Source organism: Amycolatopsis sp. NBC_01480 (assembly GCF_036227205.1).
Lineage (GTDB): Bacteria > Actinomycetota > Actinomycetes > Mycobacteriales > Pseudonocardiaceae > Amycolatopsis.
Genome location: NZ_CP109442.1, coordinates 665,578 through 681,397, shown reverse-complemented (window position 1 = coordinate 681,397; position 15,820 = coordinate 665,578). Strand labels below are relative to the sequence as shown.

Here is a 15,820-nt window from a genome sequence, read left to right as displayed (position 1 = left end):
AAAGGCTCCTTTTTGGTCCCTGGCAAGGGAACCGGTGTTAACGCAGGGTGTGGCCAAGCGTTACCCAGGGCGAGTCTGGTAACACGCCGGTGTTCCGGATGAAACGGATCGGACATCATCCGCCGGTGCACTGAATCCCATGAAATTCCAGCTCGACGGCCTGCACCGGCCGGTGATCGTGGTCGGCGGCGGCCAGGCGGGGCTCTCGATGTCCCGCTGCCTGACCGAAGCCGGGGTCGGGCACCTGGTGCTCGAACGCGAGCGCGCCGGGCACGAATGGCGTGCCCGCCGCTGGGACAGCTTCTGCCTGGTGACCCCCAATTGGCAATGCCGGCTGCCCGGGTTCCCCTATCAGGGCGAGGATCCCGAGGGCTTCATGGTGCGGGACGAGATCGTCGCGTACCTCGAGGAATACGTGCGCTCGTTCGACGTGCCCCTGGTCGAAGGCGTCGAGGCGACCCGGCTGCGGCAGCTGCCGGGCGGCGGTTTCCGGCTCACCACCAGCGCGGGTGAGCTGACCGCCGACCACGTGGTGCTGGCCACCGGCCCGTACCAGGTGCCGCTGACCCCGCGCTTGGCCGAGCGGCTGCCGGACGACGTCGTGCAGCTGCACTCCTCGGAGTACCGCAACCCGGTGCAGCTGCCCGAGGGCGAGGTCCTCGTGGTCGGCACCGGGCAGTCCGGCTGCCAGATCGCGGAGGACCTGCACCTGGCCGGACGGCGGGTGCACCTCGCGGTCGGGTCCGCGCCGCGGGTCGCGCGCCGGTACCGCGGTCGCGACGTAGTGGCCTGGCTGGACGACATGGGCTACTACGCCCGCGGCATCGAGGAGTTCGCCGACGCGGACGCGGTTCGCTTCCGCGCCAACCATTACGTCACCGGCCGCGACGGCGGGCACGACCTCGACCTGCGTGCCTTCGCCCGTGACGGGATGCAGCTCTACGGCCGGCTGAGCGACGTCCGCCGGGGCGAGCTGGCCTTCGCCGACGACCTGCGCCGCAATCTCGACGGTGCCGACGCGGTGTCCGAGGGCATCAAGGACTCGATCGACCAGTACATCGCCGCCCAAGGCGTGGACGCGCCGCAGGAAGCCCGTTACGTCCCGGTGTGGTCACCGCCGGAAGGACCGCGAACCCTTGACGCGGCAAGGATTTCCGCCGTCGTCTGGAGCACCGGTTACGGCCGGGACCATCGCTGGATCGACGTCCCGGTGTTCGACGGCAAGGGCTACCCGACGCACCGCCGCGGCGTCACGAGCTGCCCCGGCCTGTTCTTCCTCGGCCTGCCGTGGCAGCACACCTGGGGCTCCGGCCGGTTCTGCGGCGTCGCCGCGGACGCGGAGTACCTGGCCCGGCGCATCCTCGCGGGGGAGCGCGCGGCCGACGTCCGCTGGATCTCCGGCACGCCCGTCGCCACCTATCCCCGCGACGAGGACTGGGTCGCACCGAGGACGGTGGCGTGATGGCCGGCGGCTGGATCACCGACGCGCACCGCCACCTCGGGGTGCTGCCCGCGTACCCGTTCTACGGCGGCCCGCCGGTCGCGCCGGCCATCGGCTCGCGCGCGACGATCGGCGAGCTGCTGGCCGACCTGGACCGCGAGCGCACCGAACGGGCGCTGGTGATCCCGAACTACGGGGTGCCCGACCCGGCGGTTGCCTTCTCCTTCAACGAGTTGTGCGTCGAAGCGGCCGGGAAGGACGACCGGATCGTCGCCGCGCTGTGGGTTTCGCCGCGGCCCGAGGACGCCGCGCTGACCGACGAGGCGTTGAAGCTCGCCGGTGAGCCCGGCGTGCGGGCGCTCAAGCTGAGCTTCCTGCTCGGCGGCCGCGCGAGCGACCCGGCCTGCAAACCGCAGCTGGACCGGATCTTCGCCACCGCACGGGAAAACGACCTCGTCGTCCACGTGCACACCTCGCCCGGCGCCGCGTCGGACATCGATGAGGTGGGCAAGCTCGTCGAGGCGTACGCGAGCGAGGTGAAGCTGCACCTCGTGCACTTCGGCGGGGGCATGAGCGGGCACATCAAACTCGTCGGAGGCCGGTTCTTCGACTGGATCGCCGCCGGGAAACAGGTCTACACCGACCTTTCCTGGGCGATCGGCTTCACCCCGCGCTGGCTCGCCGAGGAGATCTCCCGGCGCGGGATCGGGCACGACCGCGTGCTCTTCGCCTCCGACGAGCCGTGGGGCGACCACTCCGGCGAACTCGCCAAGCTGACCGCGGTGGTCGGCGACGGCGAGCTGGCCGGCCATGTTTTCCGGAGCACGTTCGAAGTGCTTTACGGACCGAAGAAAGGGAAATGACCGATGGCAGAGCTGACCGACACCGAGAAGACCAGCCTCGACGAGATCCCCCACCCGTCGCTGCCGCAGGGCTCGAACCTCTACGGCGGGACCAAGGTCTTCCCGGACTACCAGGCGGAGAACGGGGAAACCTACTTCACCCTGGTGCACGGCATCGCGCACGAGTCTTCGGTGAGCTTCGTGGCGATCCTGCAGGCCACCCGCGCGCTGCGGAAGGGCTTCGAGACCGCGATCTACTTCTACGGCCCCGGCTCGCTGAACTGCCTGGCCACGCGCGGTTTCCCGACCACCGGCAACGCCGCGTTCCCGGGCGAGATGAACATCAACGACCAGCTCAAGACGTTCATCGGCGAGGGCGGCAAGGTGTTCTGCTGCCGCTTCGGCCTTTCACTGCACGGCGCCCGTGAAGAAGACCTCATCGAGGGCGTCATCCCGACGCACCCGCTCGACGTGCAGGACGCGCTGATCCACTACGCGCGCAAGGGCGCGATCATCAACTCCACGTACATGTTCTAGGAGGGCGGGCCTGTGCGCGTCGGCACCCGAGACGACCTTGAAACCGATCTGGACACCCGCGCCGACATCGCCGTCCGCGGGGTGCGCATGGACGCACCCGTGCGGCGCAGCAAGGGCGCCGGGCCGAGCGACGACGGGCACCTGGTCGTCGACGGTGCCAACGCCGCCCTGCCGCTGAACGACACCAGCCCGTACTCCGTGCGGGACGGGCGGATCTTCCGCGGCCCGCTCGACCTCGGGCTGTCCGTGGAACCGGTGTCACGGCCGAAGTTCTACGATATGTCCACAAACGATGGTGTGCCATACCGGAAGATCGCGCTGCTGCACGGAAAGGACGTGCTCGCCAGCACGGTCGTGCAGACCTGCATCCGGTACGGCGAGGACCAGCGCTGCCGGTTCTGCACCATCGAGGAGTCGCTGCGCGCCGAGTCCACCGTCGCCGCCAAGACCCCGGCGCAGCTCGCCGAGGTGGCGGAGGCGGCGGTGCGGCTCGACGGCGTCAAGCAGATGGTGCTGACCACCGGCACCACCTCCGGCCCGGACCGCGGCGCGCGGCACCTCGTCCGCTGTGTGCGCGCGGTGCTGGCGGCGGTGCCGGGCCTGCCGATCCAGGTGCAGATCGAGCCGCCGGGCGAGCTCGGCGTGCTCACCGACCTGAAAGAAGCGGGCGCGACGGCGATCGGCATCCACGTGGAGTCGCTGGACGAGGACGTCCGGCGGCGCTGGATGCCGGGCAAGTCGACCGTGCCGATGGCCGAGTACGAGGCGGCCTGGGACGAGGCCGTGCGCGTGTTCGGCCGCAACCACGTGTCGACGTACCTGCTGATCGGGCTCGGGGAGGACCCGGACGAGCTGGTCGCGGGCGCCGCCCGGCTGATCGAGCGGGGCGTGTACCCGTTTGTGGTGCCGATGCGGCCGATGCTCGGCACGCTGGCCCGGCGGGACGGGGCGGTGGCGCCGTCCACCTCGCTGGTACGGGACGTGACCGGGCGGGTCGCGACGCTGCTGCGCGCGGCCGGGATGACCGGCGCCGATCAGGGCGCGGGCTGTGCGGCCTGTGGTGCGTGCAGTGTGCTGAGCGCGGCGGGAGGCTGAGATGGACCACGACATCCTCGCGCTGCTGGGCGATGTCCGCAGCGTCGCCGCGCGGCCCGGTTTCCGCGTCGAGCCGGCTGACCACAATGGACTGACGGAGTACCACGCGCTGCGGCACGACGCGTTCGTCGACCGGCAGGGCCTGTTCGACCGGCACGACCTGGACGATCGCGACACGGACCCGCGCACGGTGGTCCTGCTCGCGCGGGACGCCGCGGGCACCGTGCTCGGCGGCGTCCGGCTCGGCCCGGTCGACGACGGGCCGGACCTGGGCTGGTGGCAGGGCGGCCGGCTGGTCGTCGCGCCGGGCAGCCCGCACGGCACCGGGACGGCGCTGGTGCGAGCGGCCTGCGCACGGGCCGAGTCGGAAGGCGCGCTGCGGTTCGAGGCGACCGTGCAGGCGTGCAACGAGCGGATGTTCAGCCGGATCGGCTGGTCGTCCGTCCGCCCGGTCACCGTCGCGGGCACGGACCACATGCTGATGCGCTGGCCGATCGACCGGATCGCCGCGCTGGCCCGCTCGGCCAAGAGCGCGCTGGGCCCGCTGCTGCACGGGCTCACCGGCGTGCCGGGCTTCGTCGGCGACGACGGCGTGCCCGTGCCGGGCAGCGACCTCGTGGCGGCATGCGACGCGATCATCCCGTCGATGGTCGAGCGCGACCCGGAGTGGGCGGGCTGGTGCTCGGTGCTGGTCAACGTGAACGACCTGGCCGCGATGGGCGCCGAACCCGTCGGGCTGCTGGACGCACTCGGCGCGCGTGACGCGTCGTTCGCCTCGCGGGTCCTTTCCGGACTGAAGCGCGCGAGCACCGCGTACGGCGTGCCGGTGCTGGGCGGGCACACGCAGTTCGGCGTGCCCGCTTCGCTGTCGGTCACCGCGCTGGGCCGGACCGAGCACCCGGTGCCTGGTGGCGGAGGTGTTGCCGGACAACAGGTCTGGCTCACCGCCGACCTGAGCGGAAATTGGCGTCCCGGCTACACCGGCCGGCAGTGGGACTCCACGAGCGGCCGGCGTCCGCCGGAATTGCGGGACCAGCTGGGCGCGGTGGCGCGGGCCCGGCCCGCGGCGGCGAAGGACGTGTCCATGGCCGGGATCGCCGGCTCGCTCGGCATGCTCGCGGAGGCCTCGGGCTGCGGCGCGGTGCTGGACGTCGCGAGCGTGCCCCGCCCGGACGGCGCGACGGTGGGCGACTGGTTCACCTGCTTCCCGGGGTTCGCGATGCTGACCGCGGGCGCGCCCGCCCCGGCGCACGGGGCGGTGACCGCGGCCTGCGGCGAGCTGGTGCCCGGCTCCGGCGTGCAGCTGCGCTGGCCGGACGGTGAGCTGACCCCGGCCGTCACCGGCGGGGTCACCGGATTGGGAGAGTCATGAGCGTGTTGCGGATGGCCGCGGCGGCGGCCCCGTTCGACCGGGACGTCGAAGGCGACTTCGCCCGGATCGAGAAGCTGGTCGCCGAGGCCCGCTCCGAGGGGGTGGGACTGCTGGCGCTGCCCGAGGCGGCGCTGGGCGGCTACCTGGTGAACCTCGACGGCGGGGCCGAGGGGCCGCCCGCGCTGGACCCCGGCGGCCCGGAGATCCGGCGGCTCGCCGCGATCGCCGGCGACCTGGTGGTGACCGCGGGCTACTGCGAGCGCGACGGGGACCGCCGCTACAACTCGGCCGTCTGCGTCAGCGGCGACGGCGTGCTCGGCCACCACCGCAAGGTGCACCAGCCGCTGTCGGAGAACGCCAGTTACGGTGCCGGGCAAGGGTTTGCCGCGTTCGACACGCCGGTGGGCCGGCTCGGCATGATGATCTGCTACGACAAGGCGTTCCCCGAATCGGCGCGGGCGCTCGCGCTCGACGGCGCGCAGATCGGGATCTGCATGTCCGCCTGGCCGGGCAGCCGCACCAACCCCAGCGCGGACCTGGCCGAGGACCGCTGGAAGCGCCGGTTCGACCTGTTCGACCGGGCCCGCGCGCTGGAGAACCAGATCGTCTGGCTCTCGGCGAACCAGTCGGGCACCTTCGGCGACCTGCGGTTCGTCGCGAGCGCCAAGGTGGTCGACCCGGGCGGCGACGTGCTGGCCGACACCGGCGTCGGCGAGGGGATGGCGATCGCCGAGCTGGACGTCGAGCGGGCCCTGGCCACGGCGCGCCGGTCCATGGCGCACCTGGCCGACCGACGGCCCAGCGCGTACCCGGATAGTGTCGCGTGAATGGGGCAGATCCGGATCGCCGCCGTGGCCGCGCACTTCGGCCGCGACCTCGAGTTCGACGTGCAGCGCATCGCGACGCTGATCGACCACGCCCGCCAGTCCGGCGCGGCCCTGCTGGTGCTGCCGGACGCGGCGCTCGGCGGCTACCTCGCCGACCTGCGGCATCCGGACCCCGAGGCGCTGCCGCCCGCGCTCGACCCGGACGGCCCGGAGCTCAAGACGATCCAGTCGCTCGCCGCGGAGATGACCGTCTGCGTCGGCTACTGCGAGGCCGACGGGCCGCGGCGCTACAACGCGGCGGCCTGCGTGACCGGCGACGGTGTGCTGGGGCGGCACCGGAAGGTGCACCAGCCGCCGGGGGAGAGCGTCGCGTACGAGGCCGGTGACTCCTTCACCGCGTTCGACACGCCGGTGGGCCGGGTCGGCATGCTGATCGACTACGACAAGACGTTCCCCGAGTCGGCGCGCTCGCTCGCGGTGGACGGCGCGGAGATCGTCGCCTGCCTGTCGGCCTGGCCGACCAGCATCACCAACCGCGCGCCGCGGATGACTCAGGACCGGCAGTCGCGGCTGTTCGACCTGTACGACCAGGCGCGGGCGGCGGAGAACCAGGTGGTGCTGGCCTCGTCCAACCAGACCGGCGCGATGGGCGGGATGCGGTTCCTCGGCCAGGCGAAGGTGGTCGGGCCGGGCGGCGAGATCCTGGCGCGCACCTGGTCGAAGGCGGGCATCGCGGTGGCCGAGCTGGACGTGGCGCAGGAGCTCGCGAACGCCCGGCGCGTGCTGCACCACCTGGGGGAGCGCAAACCCGCGGTTTACCGGGAGGCCTGACATGCGGATCGCTTTGCTGAGCTACTCGACGAAACCGCGTGGCGGGGTCGTCCACACCCTGGCGCTGGCGGAGGCGCTGGCCGCGCTCGGCGAGGACGTCACCGTGTGGACGCTGGGCCGCGGCGGCGACAGCGGCTTCTTCCGGCCGGTGGACCCGCGCGTGCGGCTGTCGATCGTGCCGTTCCCGGACGTCGCGGACGAGACGGTGGGTGCGCGCATCCTGCGGTCGATTTCGGTGCTGCGGGCGGCTTTCACGCCGGATGAGTACGACATCGTGCACGCGCAGGACTGCATCTCGGCCAACGCCGTGGACCGCTGCGTGCGGACGGTGCACCACCTCGACACGTTCACCACGCCGGAGCTGGCGGCGTGTCACGAGCGGGCGATCGTCCGGCCGTTCGCGCACGTTTGTGTTTCGGCTTCGGTGGCCGTGGAGGTCGAGGCGGGCTGGGGGATCCGGGCCACGGTGATTCCCAACGGCGTTGATGCTTCGCGGTTCTCTTCGGCTCCTTATGGCGACTGGCGCGCGCGGCTGGGGCGTTATGTGCTGGCCGTGGGCGGGATCGAGCCGCGGAAGGGCTCGCTGGACCTGCTGGAGGCGTTCGCCCGGCTGGACGAGCCGGACCTGCGCCTGGTCGTTGCGGGCGGCGAGACCCTGTTCGACTACCGGGATTACCGGACACAGTGGGAAAAACGCGCCGCTGAGCTGGGGGTGGATCCGGTGGTGCTCGGCCCGGTCCCGCATGACGAGCTGCCGTCGCTGATGCGCTCGGCGGCCGTGTTCGCCTTCCCGTCGACGAAGGAGGGCTTCGGCCTGGCCGCGATGGAGGCGCTGGCCGCCGGAGTCCCCGTGGTGACGCGCGACCTGCCCGTGCTGCGCGAGGTTTTCGACGGCGTCGCCCGCTTCGCCTCGACGCCGGCCGAGTTCGCGGACGCCCTGCGACTGGCGCTTTCGTCGGGTTCGGAAGATCTTGAGGCGGGGCGGGTTTTGGCGCGCCGGTACACGTGGTCGGCGGCGGCTGAGGCGCATCGGGGTTTCTATCGTTCGCTGGTGGGTGCTGGGCGCTTACCCTGAGCCGGTGCTGCTGCACCGCCGTTTGTCGAGAGGGGATGCGTGTGTCGTTCACTGACGAAGAGGTCGCCTACCTGCGTTCGCAGCCACTGGCCCGGGTGGCGACCGTCGGCCCGGATGGCCAGCCCGACGTGGTCCCGCTGGCCTTCGAGTTCGACGGGACGTTCTTCTGGGTCGGCGGCTCCGGCGCATCGGTCCTCGGCACCCGCAAGTTCCGCAACATCGAGTCCGGCCAGGATCAAGTGTCCCTGGTGATCGACGACCTCGTGTCGCTGAACCCGTTTATTGCCAGGGGGATTCGGGTCTACGGCCGCGCCGAGCCCCCGGTCGACCGGGTGGGCATGGTCGGGCCGGGCGTCTACACGCGGATCACGCCCGCTGTGTCCTGGAGCTGGAACCTGGCCGGCGAGCCGGTCGGTGACACTTGGTACGAATCGCGGCGAGCGGTCCACGGCGTGGCGTCTTCCTGAAGCTGGTCACACGCGTGCTCCGTCGGCTGATGGCGTGCGAACACCGTGCTCGGTGACGACCGCGGTGATCAGGGCAGCGGGCGTGACATCGAAGGCTGGGTTGAACACAGCGGCGCCGTCGGGAGCCACCCGAAGCCCGCCGAAGTCGGTCAGCTCGTCCGCCGCGCGCTCCTCGATCGTGATGTCCGCACCGGTGGCCAGCGATTCGTCCACAGTGGACGACGGCGCGACAACCACGAACGGCACCCCGTGATGCGCGGCGGCGATGGCGAGGCCGTAGGTGCCGATCTTGTTGGCGACGTCGCCGTTCGCGGTGATGCGGTCGGCGCCGACGAGCACGCAGTCGACCAGCCCGAGTGCCATCGCGGCGGCGGCCGCACTGTCCGGCTGGATGCGGTAGGGCACTCCGGCCTGGGCGAGCTCCCACGCGGTGAGCCGCGCGCCTTGCAACAGCGGCCGCGTCTCGTCGACCAGCACCGACTCCACCAGCCCCCGCTCATGTAAATGCCAGACGACGCCCAGCGCAGTGCCCCACCCGACCGTGGCGAGATGCCCGGCGTTGCAGTGACTGAGCAACCGCAACGGCCGCCGTCGGGTAGCGCCGAGCACCACTTCCGCCGCATGCGCGGACGCGGCGCGGTTGAGTCGCTCATCCTCGTCCAGCACAGCCAACGCCTCGGCGAGCACGGCTTCGGGCCCGTCGTCGAGCTTCGCCAGCGCGCGGGTGACGCCCCAGCTGAGGTTGACCGCGGTGGGCCGCGCCTCGGCAATCCGCTTGGCCTCGGCTCGGACGTCGGCTGTGCTCGTGGCTTCGGCCCGGACGTCGGCTGTGCTCGTGGCTTCGGCTGGGGGAGTGGCCTCTGCCCGGACGTCGGCCGCGCGTGCGGCTTCCGCTCGGATCGCAGTTGTGTGCGTGGTTCCGGCCCGGGCGTCCCGACCCGCGAAGGCTGCGAGCGCCACTCCGAGCGCGCCCGCCCCACCCAACGCGGGCGCCCCACGCACGGCTAACCGCCGGATAGCGTCGATCAGCTCGTCGACGGTCCGCAGCCGCAGCATGCGGTACTCGCCGGGCAACGCGACCTGGTCGATGATCTCGATGGTGCCGTCGACCCAGTCGACTGTGCGGCGCATGGTCCCCTCCGTTCCCTTGAACGTCCGGCTTGGTGGCCTGATTGGTCAGGCTGGCCCGGTAAGGCGGTCTGGCCCGCGGGCTGGGCGGCTCGGTTATTCGGTGGTTCGGCCCTTGCCGTTCAGCCAGGATGCCGGTGGTGACGATTCACCGGCAGAACCCGCCCGCCCTGCACGCGACCCCCGGCTACCACCATGTGACCACAGCTGAGGCACGCCGCGCCGTGTACTTGGCCGGTCAGTGCCCGTTGGTAGTGGACGCCACCGTGGTGCCCGGAGACGTACTCGCGCAAGTGGACCAGGTCGTCGCCAACACGGCCACCGCTCTCACCGCAGCCGGTGCCAACCCGGACGACGTGGTGCGCACGGTCGTCTACGTGGTCACGTCCGACCGCGCCACCCTGTCAGCAGTCTGGGAACGCTTCACCACCTCCGAGATCGCCGCCGCGTTCACCACGGCGAGCACCTTGCTGGGAGTCGCGCAGCTTGGGTATCCGGGACAGCTGGTGGAACTGGACGTGACCGCCGCGCTCGACTGAGGCTGCTGCTCACTAGCGGCTGCAGCCCCGCTCGCCTGAAGCTCTCGCTCACGCGCGGCCGGAACGAAACCCGTTGCCGCCCAACCCCCCGAGGCACTTAGCCGACCCCCCCAGCCGGGCCGGTCAGCGCGCTCCAGCCGGTCGGCGACCCTTGGCCGCACCAACCCAGTCCACGCCGGGCTGCGCCAGTCCCACGCCAGTTCGCCTCGGGCTGCGCCCGCCCACCTCGGCTGCGCTAACCAGCCAGCCCAGCCCCGGGCCGCGCCAGCCCAACCTCGGAGCGCGCCGGCCCAGCCCCGGTTGGTCAACCAGCCCAGCCCCAGCCCCAGCCCGCCCGTGCCAGCCCGGCTGCGCCAACCCGGCCGTGCCAGCCCGGCCCGGCGGCCCACCCCGGTCACAAGGGCGGTACCGGGCGCCGTCACAAACCGGCCATCAGGTCTGTCTCCGTGATGCCCGGGCCTTGGCCCTCGCGGATGAACCACTCCGTGCCGAAGGCGAACCGGAAGCCCTCGTCCGGCATGGCCAGGAAGAACGAGTCCTCGCTGATCTGGCTGGGGTGGGCGCGCATTGCGGCGCGTTTGGTGTCCAGGTAGGCCGTGACGTCGACGGCGGCGGTGAGTTCGGACTCGGGCTTGCCCATTCGCTGGTCGTCCGGGTCTGGGAGGGCGTCGGCGGGGAGGTCGCCTCGTTTGACGGCTTCCTCGAAGCCGCGGCGCATGTAGTCGCGGTTCGCGGTGGCCTGGTAGACGCGCTTGACACCGGTCAGTTCGGCGGCGCGCATGCCGACGCGGTGGACCTGGATGTGGTCCGGGTGGCCGTAGTTGCCGTAGTCGTCGTAGACCGTGAGCACGTCGGCGGACTCCTCGCGCAGGATCGCGGCCAGCCGCTCGGCGGCCTCCTCCACGGGGGCGGTCCAGAACGTGCCCGGCGCGTCGTTCGTCGGCTCGCCCATCATTCCCGAGTCGCGGTAGCCGAGGAACTCCAGGCGCTTCACGCCGAGCACCTCCGCCGCGGCGTGCGCCTCCCGGACGCGCCGCTCCCACAGCTCTTCACCCTCGTTGAGGAAGCCTTCGGGCACTTCGCCCACCTCGCCCCGCGTCGCCACGACGAGCACGACGCGGTGCCCCTCGTCGGCGGCCTTGCGCATCACGCCGCCCGTGACGATGCACTCGTCGTCCGGATGGGCGTGGAAAGTCACCAGTGTTGCCATGCCCCCGAAGGTACCGGCACCCACCGACAAAAACCGCCGCCACGACACCCTGCCGTCCACAAGAGACGACAAAAGGAAGGAGCACCAAGCCCCTTCCCACTCTCAACTTATAGCGCACCCCAGGGCTTGCGGCAAGACCCGGCCGATGGTGCAAGATCGCCCACCGAAGCCGGAACCTGGGGAAACGGGAGCGTGATGGACGTCGACGTGATCGTCGTGGGTGGCGGGCCGGTCGGGCTGATGCTGGCCACCGAGCTGAGCCTGGCCGGGCTGCGGCCGCTGGTGCTGGAACGCCGGCCGGAGATCCGGGAGACCGCCCGGGCCAACGGGCTCGGCGGGCAGATCCTGGACCTGCTGCGCTACCGCGGCCTGCTGGACCGCGTCGAAGCGGCCGGCACACATCCCGCCCGCCAGGGGTTCGCGGTGCCGTTCGGCGGGGTGCACGTGGATCTGTCGAACCTGGCCGGCTCCCCGCTGCGGGGCATCGGGATCCCGCAGCCACGGCTCGAGCGGGTCCTGGGGGAACGCGCGAGCGAGCTTGGCGTCGAGGTCCGCCGCGGCCACGAGGTCACCGGGGTGAGCCAGGACGACGCCGCGGTCACCGTCGAGGTGCGCGGCCCGGACGGGCCGTACCAGGTGACCGCTCGCTACCTGGTCGGCTGCGACGGTGCGCACAGCCGGGTCCGCGCCGCCGCCGGCATCGGGTTCCCCGGCACCACGTACCCGGAGGTCAACCGGCTGGGCCAGCTCACCTTGCCCGATTCGGTGACCCGCCTCGACAACGGCGACCTCGACGTCCCCGGGATCGGCCGGCTCGCCGCGGGCTTCACCCGGACGGACCGCGGGGTGTTCGCCTTCGGGTGGCTGGCCGTCGGCGGGCTGATGATCCAGACCACCGAGGACGAGTCGGCCGAGTACGACGACGAAGTGCCGATGACCCTGGCCGAACTGGGGGACAGCATCCGCCGCGTGCTCGGCGCGGACCTTCCCCTCGGCGAGCCGAATCGCTTGTCGCGCTACACCTTCCAGGCCCGTCAGGCCGAACGGTACCGAGACGGGCGGGTCCTGCTGGCCGGCGACGCGGCGCACCAGTTCCCCGCCACCGGCGTCGCGCTCAACGCCGGTTTGCTCGACGCGGTCAACCTGTCCTGGAAGCTGGCCGCCGAGCTGCACGGCTGGGCGCCGGACGGCCTGCTGGACACCTACGACCAGGAACGCCGAAGCGCCGCCGAGCGAACGCTGCTGCACACCCGGGCGCAGGTCGCGTTGCGGCGCGGGCAGGACGAGGCCGCCGACGCGCTCCGGCGGGTCTTCCAGGAACTGGTCGCCGACGAACAGGCGGCGCGCCGCATGGCCGCCCTGATCGCCGGCGCCGACATCCGTTACCCGGCCTCCGGCTCCCACGCACTGGCGGGGACTTTCGCACCCGACCTCACCCTGCACACCGACCAGGGGACGACCACCGTCGCGGAACTCATGCACCCCGCCCGTCCCGTCCTGCTGGACCTCGCCGGGCGGCCCGAAATCCTCGATGCCGCCGAGGGCTGGCGGCATCGCGTCGACATCCGGACCGCCAAGACCGACGACCGGACCGCCGAGGCCCTCCTGATCCGACCGGACGCCCACATCGCTTGGGCCGCAACGATTGGCGAGCCCGCCGGACCCTCGTTGCGAGAGGCACTCACCGAGTGGTTCGGCGCGCCGGAGGAGGCGGCGGCCCGCTGAACCGGGCCGTCACGGGGGCGTCCGGAAAAGGGTTTGGCGGGAGGCCGTGAGGCCCGCTACCGTGCCGGGGACCGTGACATCGTGCGAGGAGGTGAGACCCATGAACGCTGCATCTGCATGGGTGCTCCCTGTCGCCGTCACGGTCGGGCGATTGACGTAGCTGTCGCCGGGAGCGCCTCGAACAGGCAATCGGTGAAAGGCGTCATCCCATGGAATCTCTGCATTTCTCTGCCGGCACGGGCGAGCACGCCGTGCTGATCACCCGGGTCGCGGAGCGGCATTGGCACGCGCTGGAGGACGACCGCGTGGTCGGCCGCGGCGAGGCCACACACCGGCCCGACGGGCGGGTCTTCGTCAGCATCGACGCGTGGCACCGCCCGGTTTTCGACCAGCTCGCCGAGGCGATGCTGCCTGATCTGCCCAAGCCGCTGTACACGGTGGTCGACGAGGCCGATGTCGACTTGACGTCCCAATGGGAGCGAGCCGGCTTCACGACCCGGCGCCGCGAGTGGGAGTACCTCGTGCCGACCGACCCCGCGGTCACGGGGCTCGGCTCGGTGCTGCCACCCCCGGGCGTGAAGGTGCTGGGCGTCGGCGAAGCGCAAGAAGGCCCGTTGCGCGCGGTGGACCGCGTGATCCGCGACGAGGTCGAGGCCACCGTCGGCTGGCAGGAGATGCCGGCCGAGGTGCTGGTCCGCCCGGACGGCGCCACGGCGTTCGACACGTCGAAGTACGCGGTGGCGGCACAGGACGAGCGATACGTAGGCCTGCTGCGCCTGGTTCCGTTGCGGCAGCCGCGCATCAGGCTGATCGCCGTCCGCACCGACCTGCGCCGCCGGGGCATCGCCCGTGCGCTGCTGGCCGGGGTTTTGGGCTCACTGCACCGTTCCGGCCATCCCGAGGCTTCGGCCGACGTGAACGAATCCAACGCGGCGGCCGTGGCGCTGTTCGAAAGTGTCGGCGCCCGGCGCGCGGGCAGCAGCCTGGAAATGGAGCTTCGCTGACATGGCAACCACATCGGCCATCGAAATCGAAGGCACCGTCGTCGAATGCCTGCGCAACGCCACTTTCCGGGTGGAATTGGAGAACGGGCACAAGGTCCTCGCGCACATCAGCGGGAAGATCCGGCGGAACTACATCAAGATCCTGCCGTATGACCGGGTGCTGGTGGAGCTGAGCCCGTACGACCTCACCCGCGGCCGGATCTTGTTCCGGTACCGGAACTAGCTGTCGCGCAGCCTTTCGGCGAACGCGCGGGCCGCATCCAGGTCGGCGGTATCCGGTCGTCCCTTCCGGATACCGCCGACTGGCGAACACCCCTCCAGGACACCGCCCGGGCGAAGAACGTGACATCGGGGGAGTGCGATCACGACCGCTGCAGTTGCCGCTCCAACGCCACGATCAGCAGGTCGAGCCCGAATTCGAACTCTTCCTCGTGATCGCAGACGGCCAGGTCCGGCGCCGCCTCGACGACGTGGGGCAGGCCGGAGGCCCGCAGTTCGGCCAGGCGCCGTTCGACGCCACCCAGGTCGTCGCCGCTGAAGGTGGGGCCCGCGGAGACCTCGCGCAGCAGGCTGCCGATCACGAAGGCCAGCACCGAACGCGTGGCGTGCACGGCGGAACCAGGCGGAAAACCCGCGTCGCGCAGGATGGACAGCACCGCCTCGACCGGGGCCAGCGCCGCGAACGACCCGAGCTGACGGGTGAGCACCAGTGGCGCGCTGTGCGGGTGCCGGAGTGCGACGCGGCGGAACGCCTGGGCCATCGCGTGCACGTCGTCGCGGAACGAGCCGGTGCCGGGCGGCAACTCTATGCCGGCGAGCACGAGTTCGGTGATCCGGTTGAGCAGCGTTTCCCGGTTGTCGACGTGGTGGTACAGGCTCATCGCGTCGACGCCCAGCCGCCGGGCGAGCCCCCGCATGGTGACCGCGTCGAGGCCTTCCTGCTCGACCATCATCAGCGCCTCGGTGACGATGCGCTCCCTCGTGAGGACCGGTTTCCCGCCCGCCGGGCGACCGCGCCGCGGCTTGCCGTCGGCCATGTGCGCCTCCCTTGCTCCGCTTCCCGGTGGCCGCGGTAGACAAATCCTACACCGTAGGGATACAGTCGTCCGCATATTCCTACAGCGTAGGTTTCCTGTTTACGCCTGATCGGGGAGAGCCCTTGTCCACCTTCACTTTTCCGTCCGAGGAAGTCCTGCGGGCCCGGCAGAAGCTGGTCCTCGACCACTTCACCGACGAGGTCCGGCAGGACTGGGACCAGACCCTGTCGACGTTCCCGCACCCGCACTACGAGCTGATCGCGTCGATGACCGTCCACGACGGCGACGGCGAGGTGCGGGGCTACTACCACGACACCCGCGTCGCCTTCCCCGACCAGGACCACGAGATCATCGCGCTCCGGCACAGCCACGACGCCGTGATCGTGGAGTTCTGGCTGCTGGGCACCCACCTGGGCTACCTCGGCAAGATCCCGCCGACGAAAGCCAGGCACCGCACCAGGATGACGGCTTACTTCCTCTTCGACGAGAACGAAAACCTCGTCACCGAGCGCATCTACTTCGACCAGCTGACGGTGCTCAAGCAGCTCATCGGCGGCCTGGACAAGAAGAATCCCCGCGACCTGCTCACCCTCGGCCGCGCGGTGATCGGGCTGCTGGCCATGTCCGGCGAACAGCCCGATCCGCGCCTGCTCGACACGACCCCGCCGGATCTCTCCGTCTGAGCGGTGA

At 71.3% G+C, this 15,820-nt stretch carries 17 protein-coding genes; 14 read left to right on the top strand and 3 right to left on the bottom strand.

What is annotated here, in order from left to right; genetic code table 11:
* Positions 1 to 139: 139 nt before the first annotated feature.
* From OG371_RS03290 to OG371_RS03250, 9 genes are read left to right on the top strand one after another with little or no spacing between them, the layout of a single operon-like run.
* Positions 140 to 1,462, top strand: coding sequence for an MSMEG_0569 family flavin-dependent oxidoreductase (locus OG371_RS03290; RefSeq protein WP_329065398.1), 1,323 nt, complete (start codon positions 140 to 142; stop codon positions 1,460 to 1,462).
* Positions 1,462 to 2,304 (top strand): amidohydrolase family protein, encoded by an 843-nt coding sequence (locus OG371_RS03285; protein ID WP_329065396.1) that lies wholly within the window; start codon positions 1,462 to 1,464, stop codon positions 2,302 to 2,304. Before OG371_RS03290 ends, OG371_RS03285 begins: the two co-directional genes overlap by 1 nt.
* Before the next feature lie 3 nt (positions 2,305 to 2,307).
* Positions 2,308 to 2,820: an MSMEG_0572/Sll0783 family nitrogen starvation response protein gene (locus tag OG371_RS03280; protein WP_328603182.1), complete on the top strand. Its 513-nt coding sequence runs from the start codon at positions 2,308 to 2,310 to the stop codon at positions 2,818 to 2,820.
* 12 nt (positions 2,821 to 2,832) lie between these two features.
* The gene (locus OG371_RS03275; protein WP_329065391.1) at positions 2,833 to 3,915 is read left to right on the top strand and encodes an MSMEG_0568 family radical SAM protein; all 1,083 of its coding nucleotides are present in this window, start codon (positions 2,833 to 2,835) and stop codon (positions 3,913 to 3,915) included.
* Position 3,916: 1 nt separating this feature from the next.
* Positions 3,917 to 5,287, top strand: a complete 1,371-nt coding sequence (locus OG371_RS03270; RefSeq protein WP_329065389.1) for an MSMEG_0567/sll0787 family protein — start codon at positions 3,917 to 3,919, stop codon at positions 5,285 to 5,287.
* Positions 5,284 to 6,114, top strand: a complete 831-nt coding sequence (locus OG371_RS03265; protein WP_329065387.1) for a carbon-nitrogen hydrolase family protein — start codon at positions 5,284 to 5,286, stop codon at positions 6,112 to 6,114. The genes OG371_RS03270 and OG371_RS03265 overlap by 4 nt, the downstream gene beginning before the upstream one ends.
* The gene (locus OG371_RS03260; RefSeq protein WP_329065384.1) at positions 6,115 to 6,945 is read left to right on the top strand and encodes a carbon-nitrogen hydrolase family protein; all 831 of its coding nucleotides are present in this window, start codon (positions 6,115 to 6,117) and stop codon (positions 6,943 to 6,945) included.
* 1 nt (position 6,946) lies between these two features.
* A complete protein-coding gene (locus OG371_RS03255) occupies positions 6,947 to 8,020 on the top strand; it encodes an MSMEG_0565 family glycosyltransferase (protein ID WP_329065382.1) in 1,074 nt (357 codons plus the stop codon).
* A gap of 41 nt (positions 8,021 to 8,061) precedes the next feature.
* Positions 8,062 to 8,487 carry a PPOX class F420-dependent oxidoreductase gene (locus OG371_RS03250; RefSeq protein WP_329065380.1) on the top strand — a complete coding sequence of 142 codons (426 nt, stop codon included), beginning with the start codon at positions 8,062 to 8,064 and terminating at the stop codon, positions 8,485 to 8,487.
* Between the two features lie 6 nt (positions 8,488 to 8,493).
* Here OG371_RS03250 and mtnA read toward each other — a convergent pair whose 3' ends face one another.
* On the bottom strand, positions 8,494 to 9,618 hold the full coding sequence (gene mtnA, locus OG371_RS03245) for an S-methyl-5-thioribose-1-phosphate isomerase (protein WP_329065378.1): 1,125 nt from the start codon (positions 9,616 to 9,618) through the stop codon (positions 8,494 to 8,496).
* Between the two features lie 137 nt (positions 9,619 to 9,755).
* Between mtnA and OG371_RS03240 the strand changes: the two genes are divergently transcribed.
* Positions 9,756 to 10,154 (top strand): RidA family protein, encoded by a 399-nt coding sequence (locus tag OG371_RS03240; RefSeq protein WP_329065376.1) that lies wholly within the window; start codon positions 9,756 to 9,758, stop codon positions 10,152 to 10,154.
* Between the two features lie 418 nt (positions 10,155 to 10,572).
* Here the strand turns inward: OG371_RS03240 and OG371_RS03235 are convergent, their stop codons facing one another.
* Positions 10,573 to 11,364 carry a PIG-L family deacetylase gene (locus OG371_RS03235; protein WP_329065374.1) on the bottom strand — a complete coding sequence of 264 codons (792 nt, stop codon included), beginning with the start codon at positions 11,362 to 11,364 and terminating at the stop codon, positions 10,573 to 10,575.
* Between the two features lie 195 nt (positions 11,365 to 11,559).
* On the opposite strand from OG371_RS03235, the gene OG371_RS03230 reads away from it, so the two are divergent.
* From OG371_RS03230 to infA, 3 genes are all read left to right on the top strand, one after another.
* Positions 11,560 to 13,089 carry an FAD-dependent oxidoreductase gene (locus OG371_RS03230; protein ID WP_329065372.1) on the top strand — a complete coding sequence of 510 codons (1,530 nt, stop codon included), beginning with the start codon at positions 11,560 to 11,562 and terminating at the stop codon, positions 13,087 to 13,089.
* A gap of 209 nt (positions 13,090 to 13,298) precedes the next feature.
* A complete protein-coding gene (locus tag OG371_RS03225; protein WP_329065370.1) occupies positions 13,299 to 14,093 on the top strand; it encodes a GNAT family N-acetyltransferase in 795 nt (264 codons plus the stop codon).
* Position 14,094: 1 nt separating this feature from the next.
* The gene (gene infA, locus OG371_RS03220; RefSeq protein WP_329065367.1) at positions 14,095 to 14,316 is read left to right on the top strand and encodes a translation initiation factor IF-1; all 222 of its coding nucleotides are present in this window, start codon (positions 14,095 to 14,097) and stop codon (positions 14,314 to 14,316) included.
* A gap of 139 nt (positions 14,317 to 14,455) precedes the next feature.
* On the opposite strand, the gene OG371_RS03215 is transcribed toward infA, so the two are convergent.
* Entirely contained in the window at positions 14,456 to 15,130 is a 675-nt protein-coding gene (locus tag OG371_RS03215) for a TetR/AcrR family transcriptional regulator C-terminal domain-containing protein (RefSeq protein WP_329065365.1), read from the bottom strand.
* Positions 15,131 to 15,252: 122 nt separating this feature from the next.
* Between OG371_RS03215 and OG371_RS03210 the strand changes: the two genes are divergently transcribed.
* On the top strand, positions 15,253 to 15,813 hold the full coding sequence (locus OG371_RS03210; protein WP_329065363.1) for an ester cyclase: 561 nt from the start codon (positions 15,253 to 15,255) through the stop codon (positions 15,811 to 15,813).
* Positions 15,814 to 15,820 lie beyond the last annotated feature (7 nt).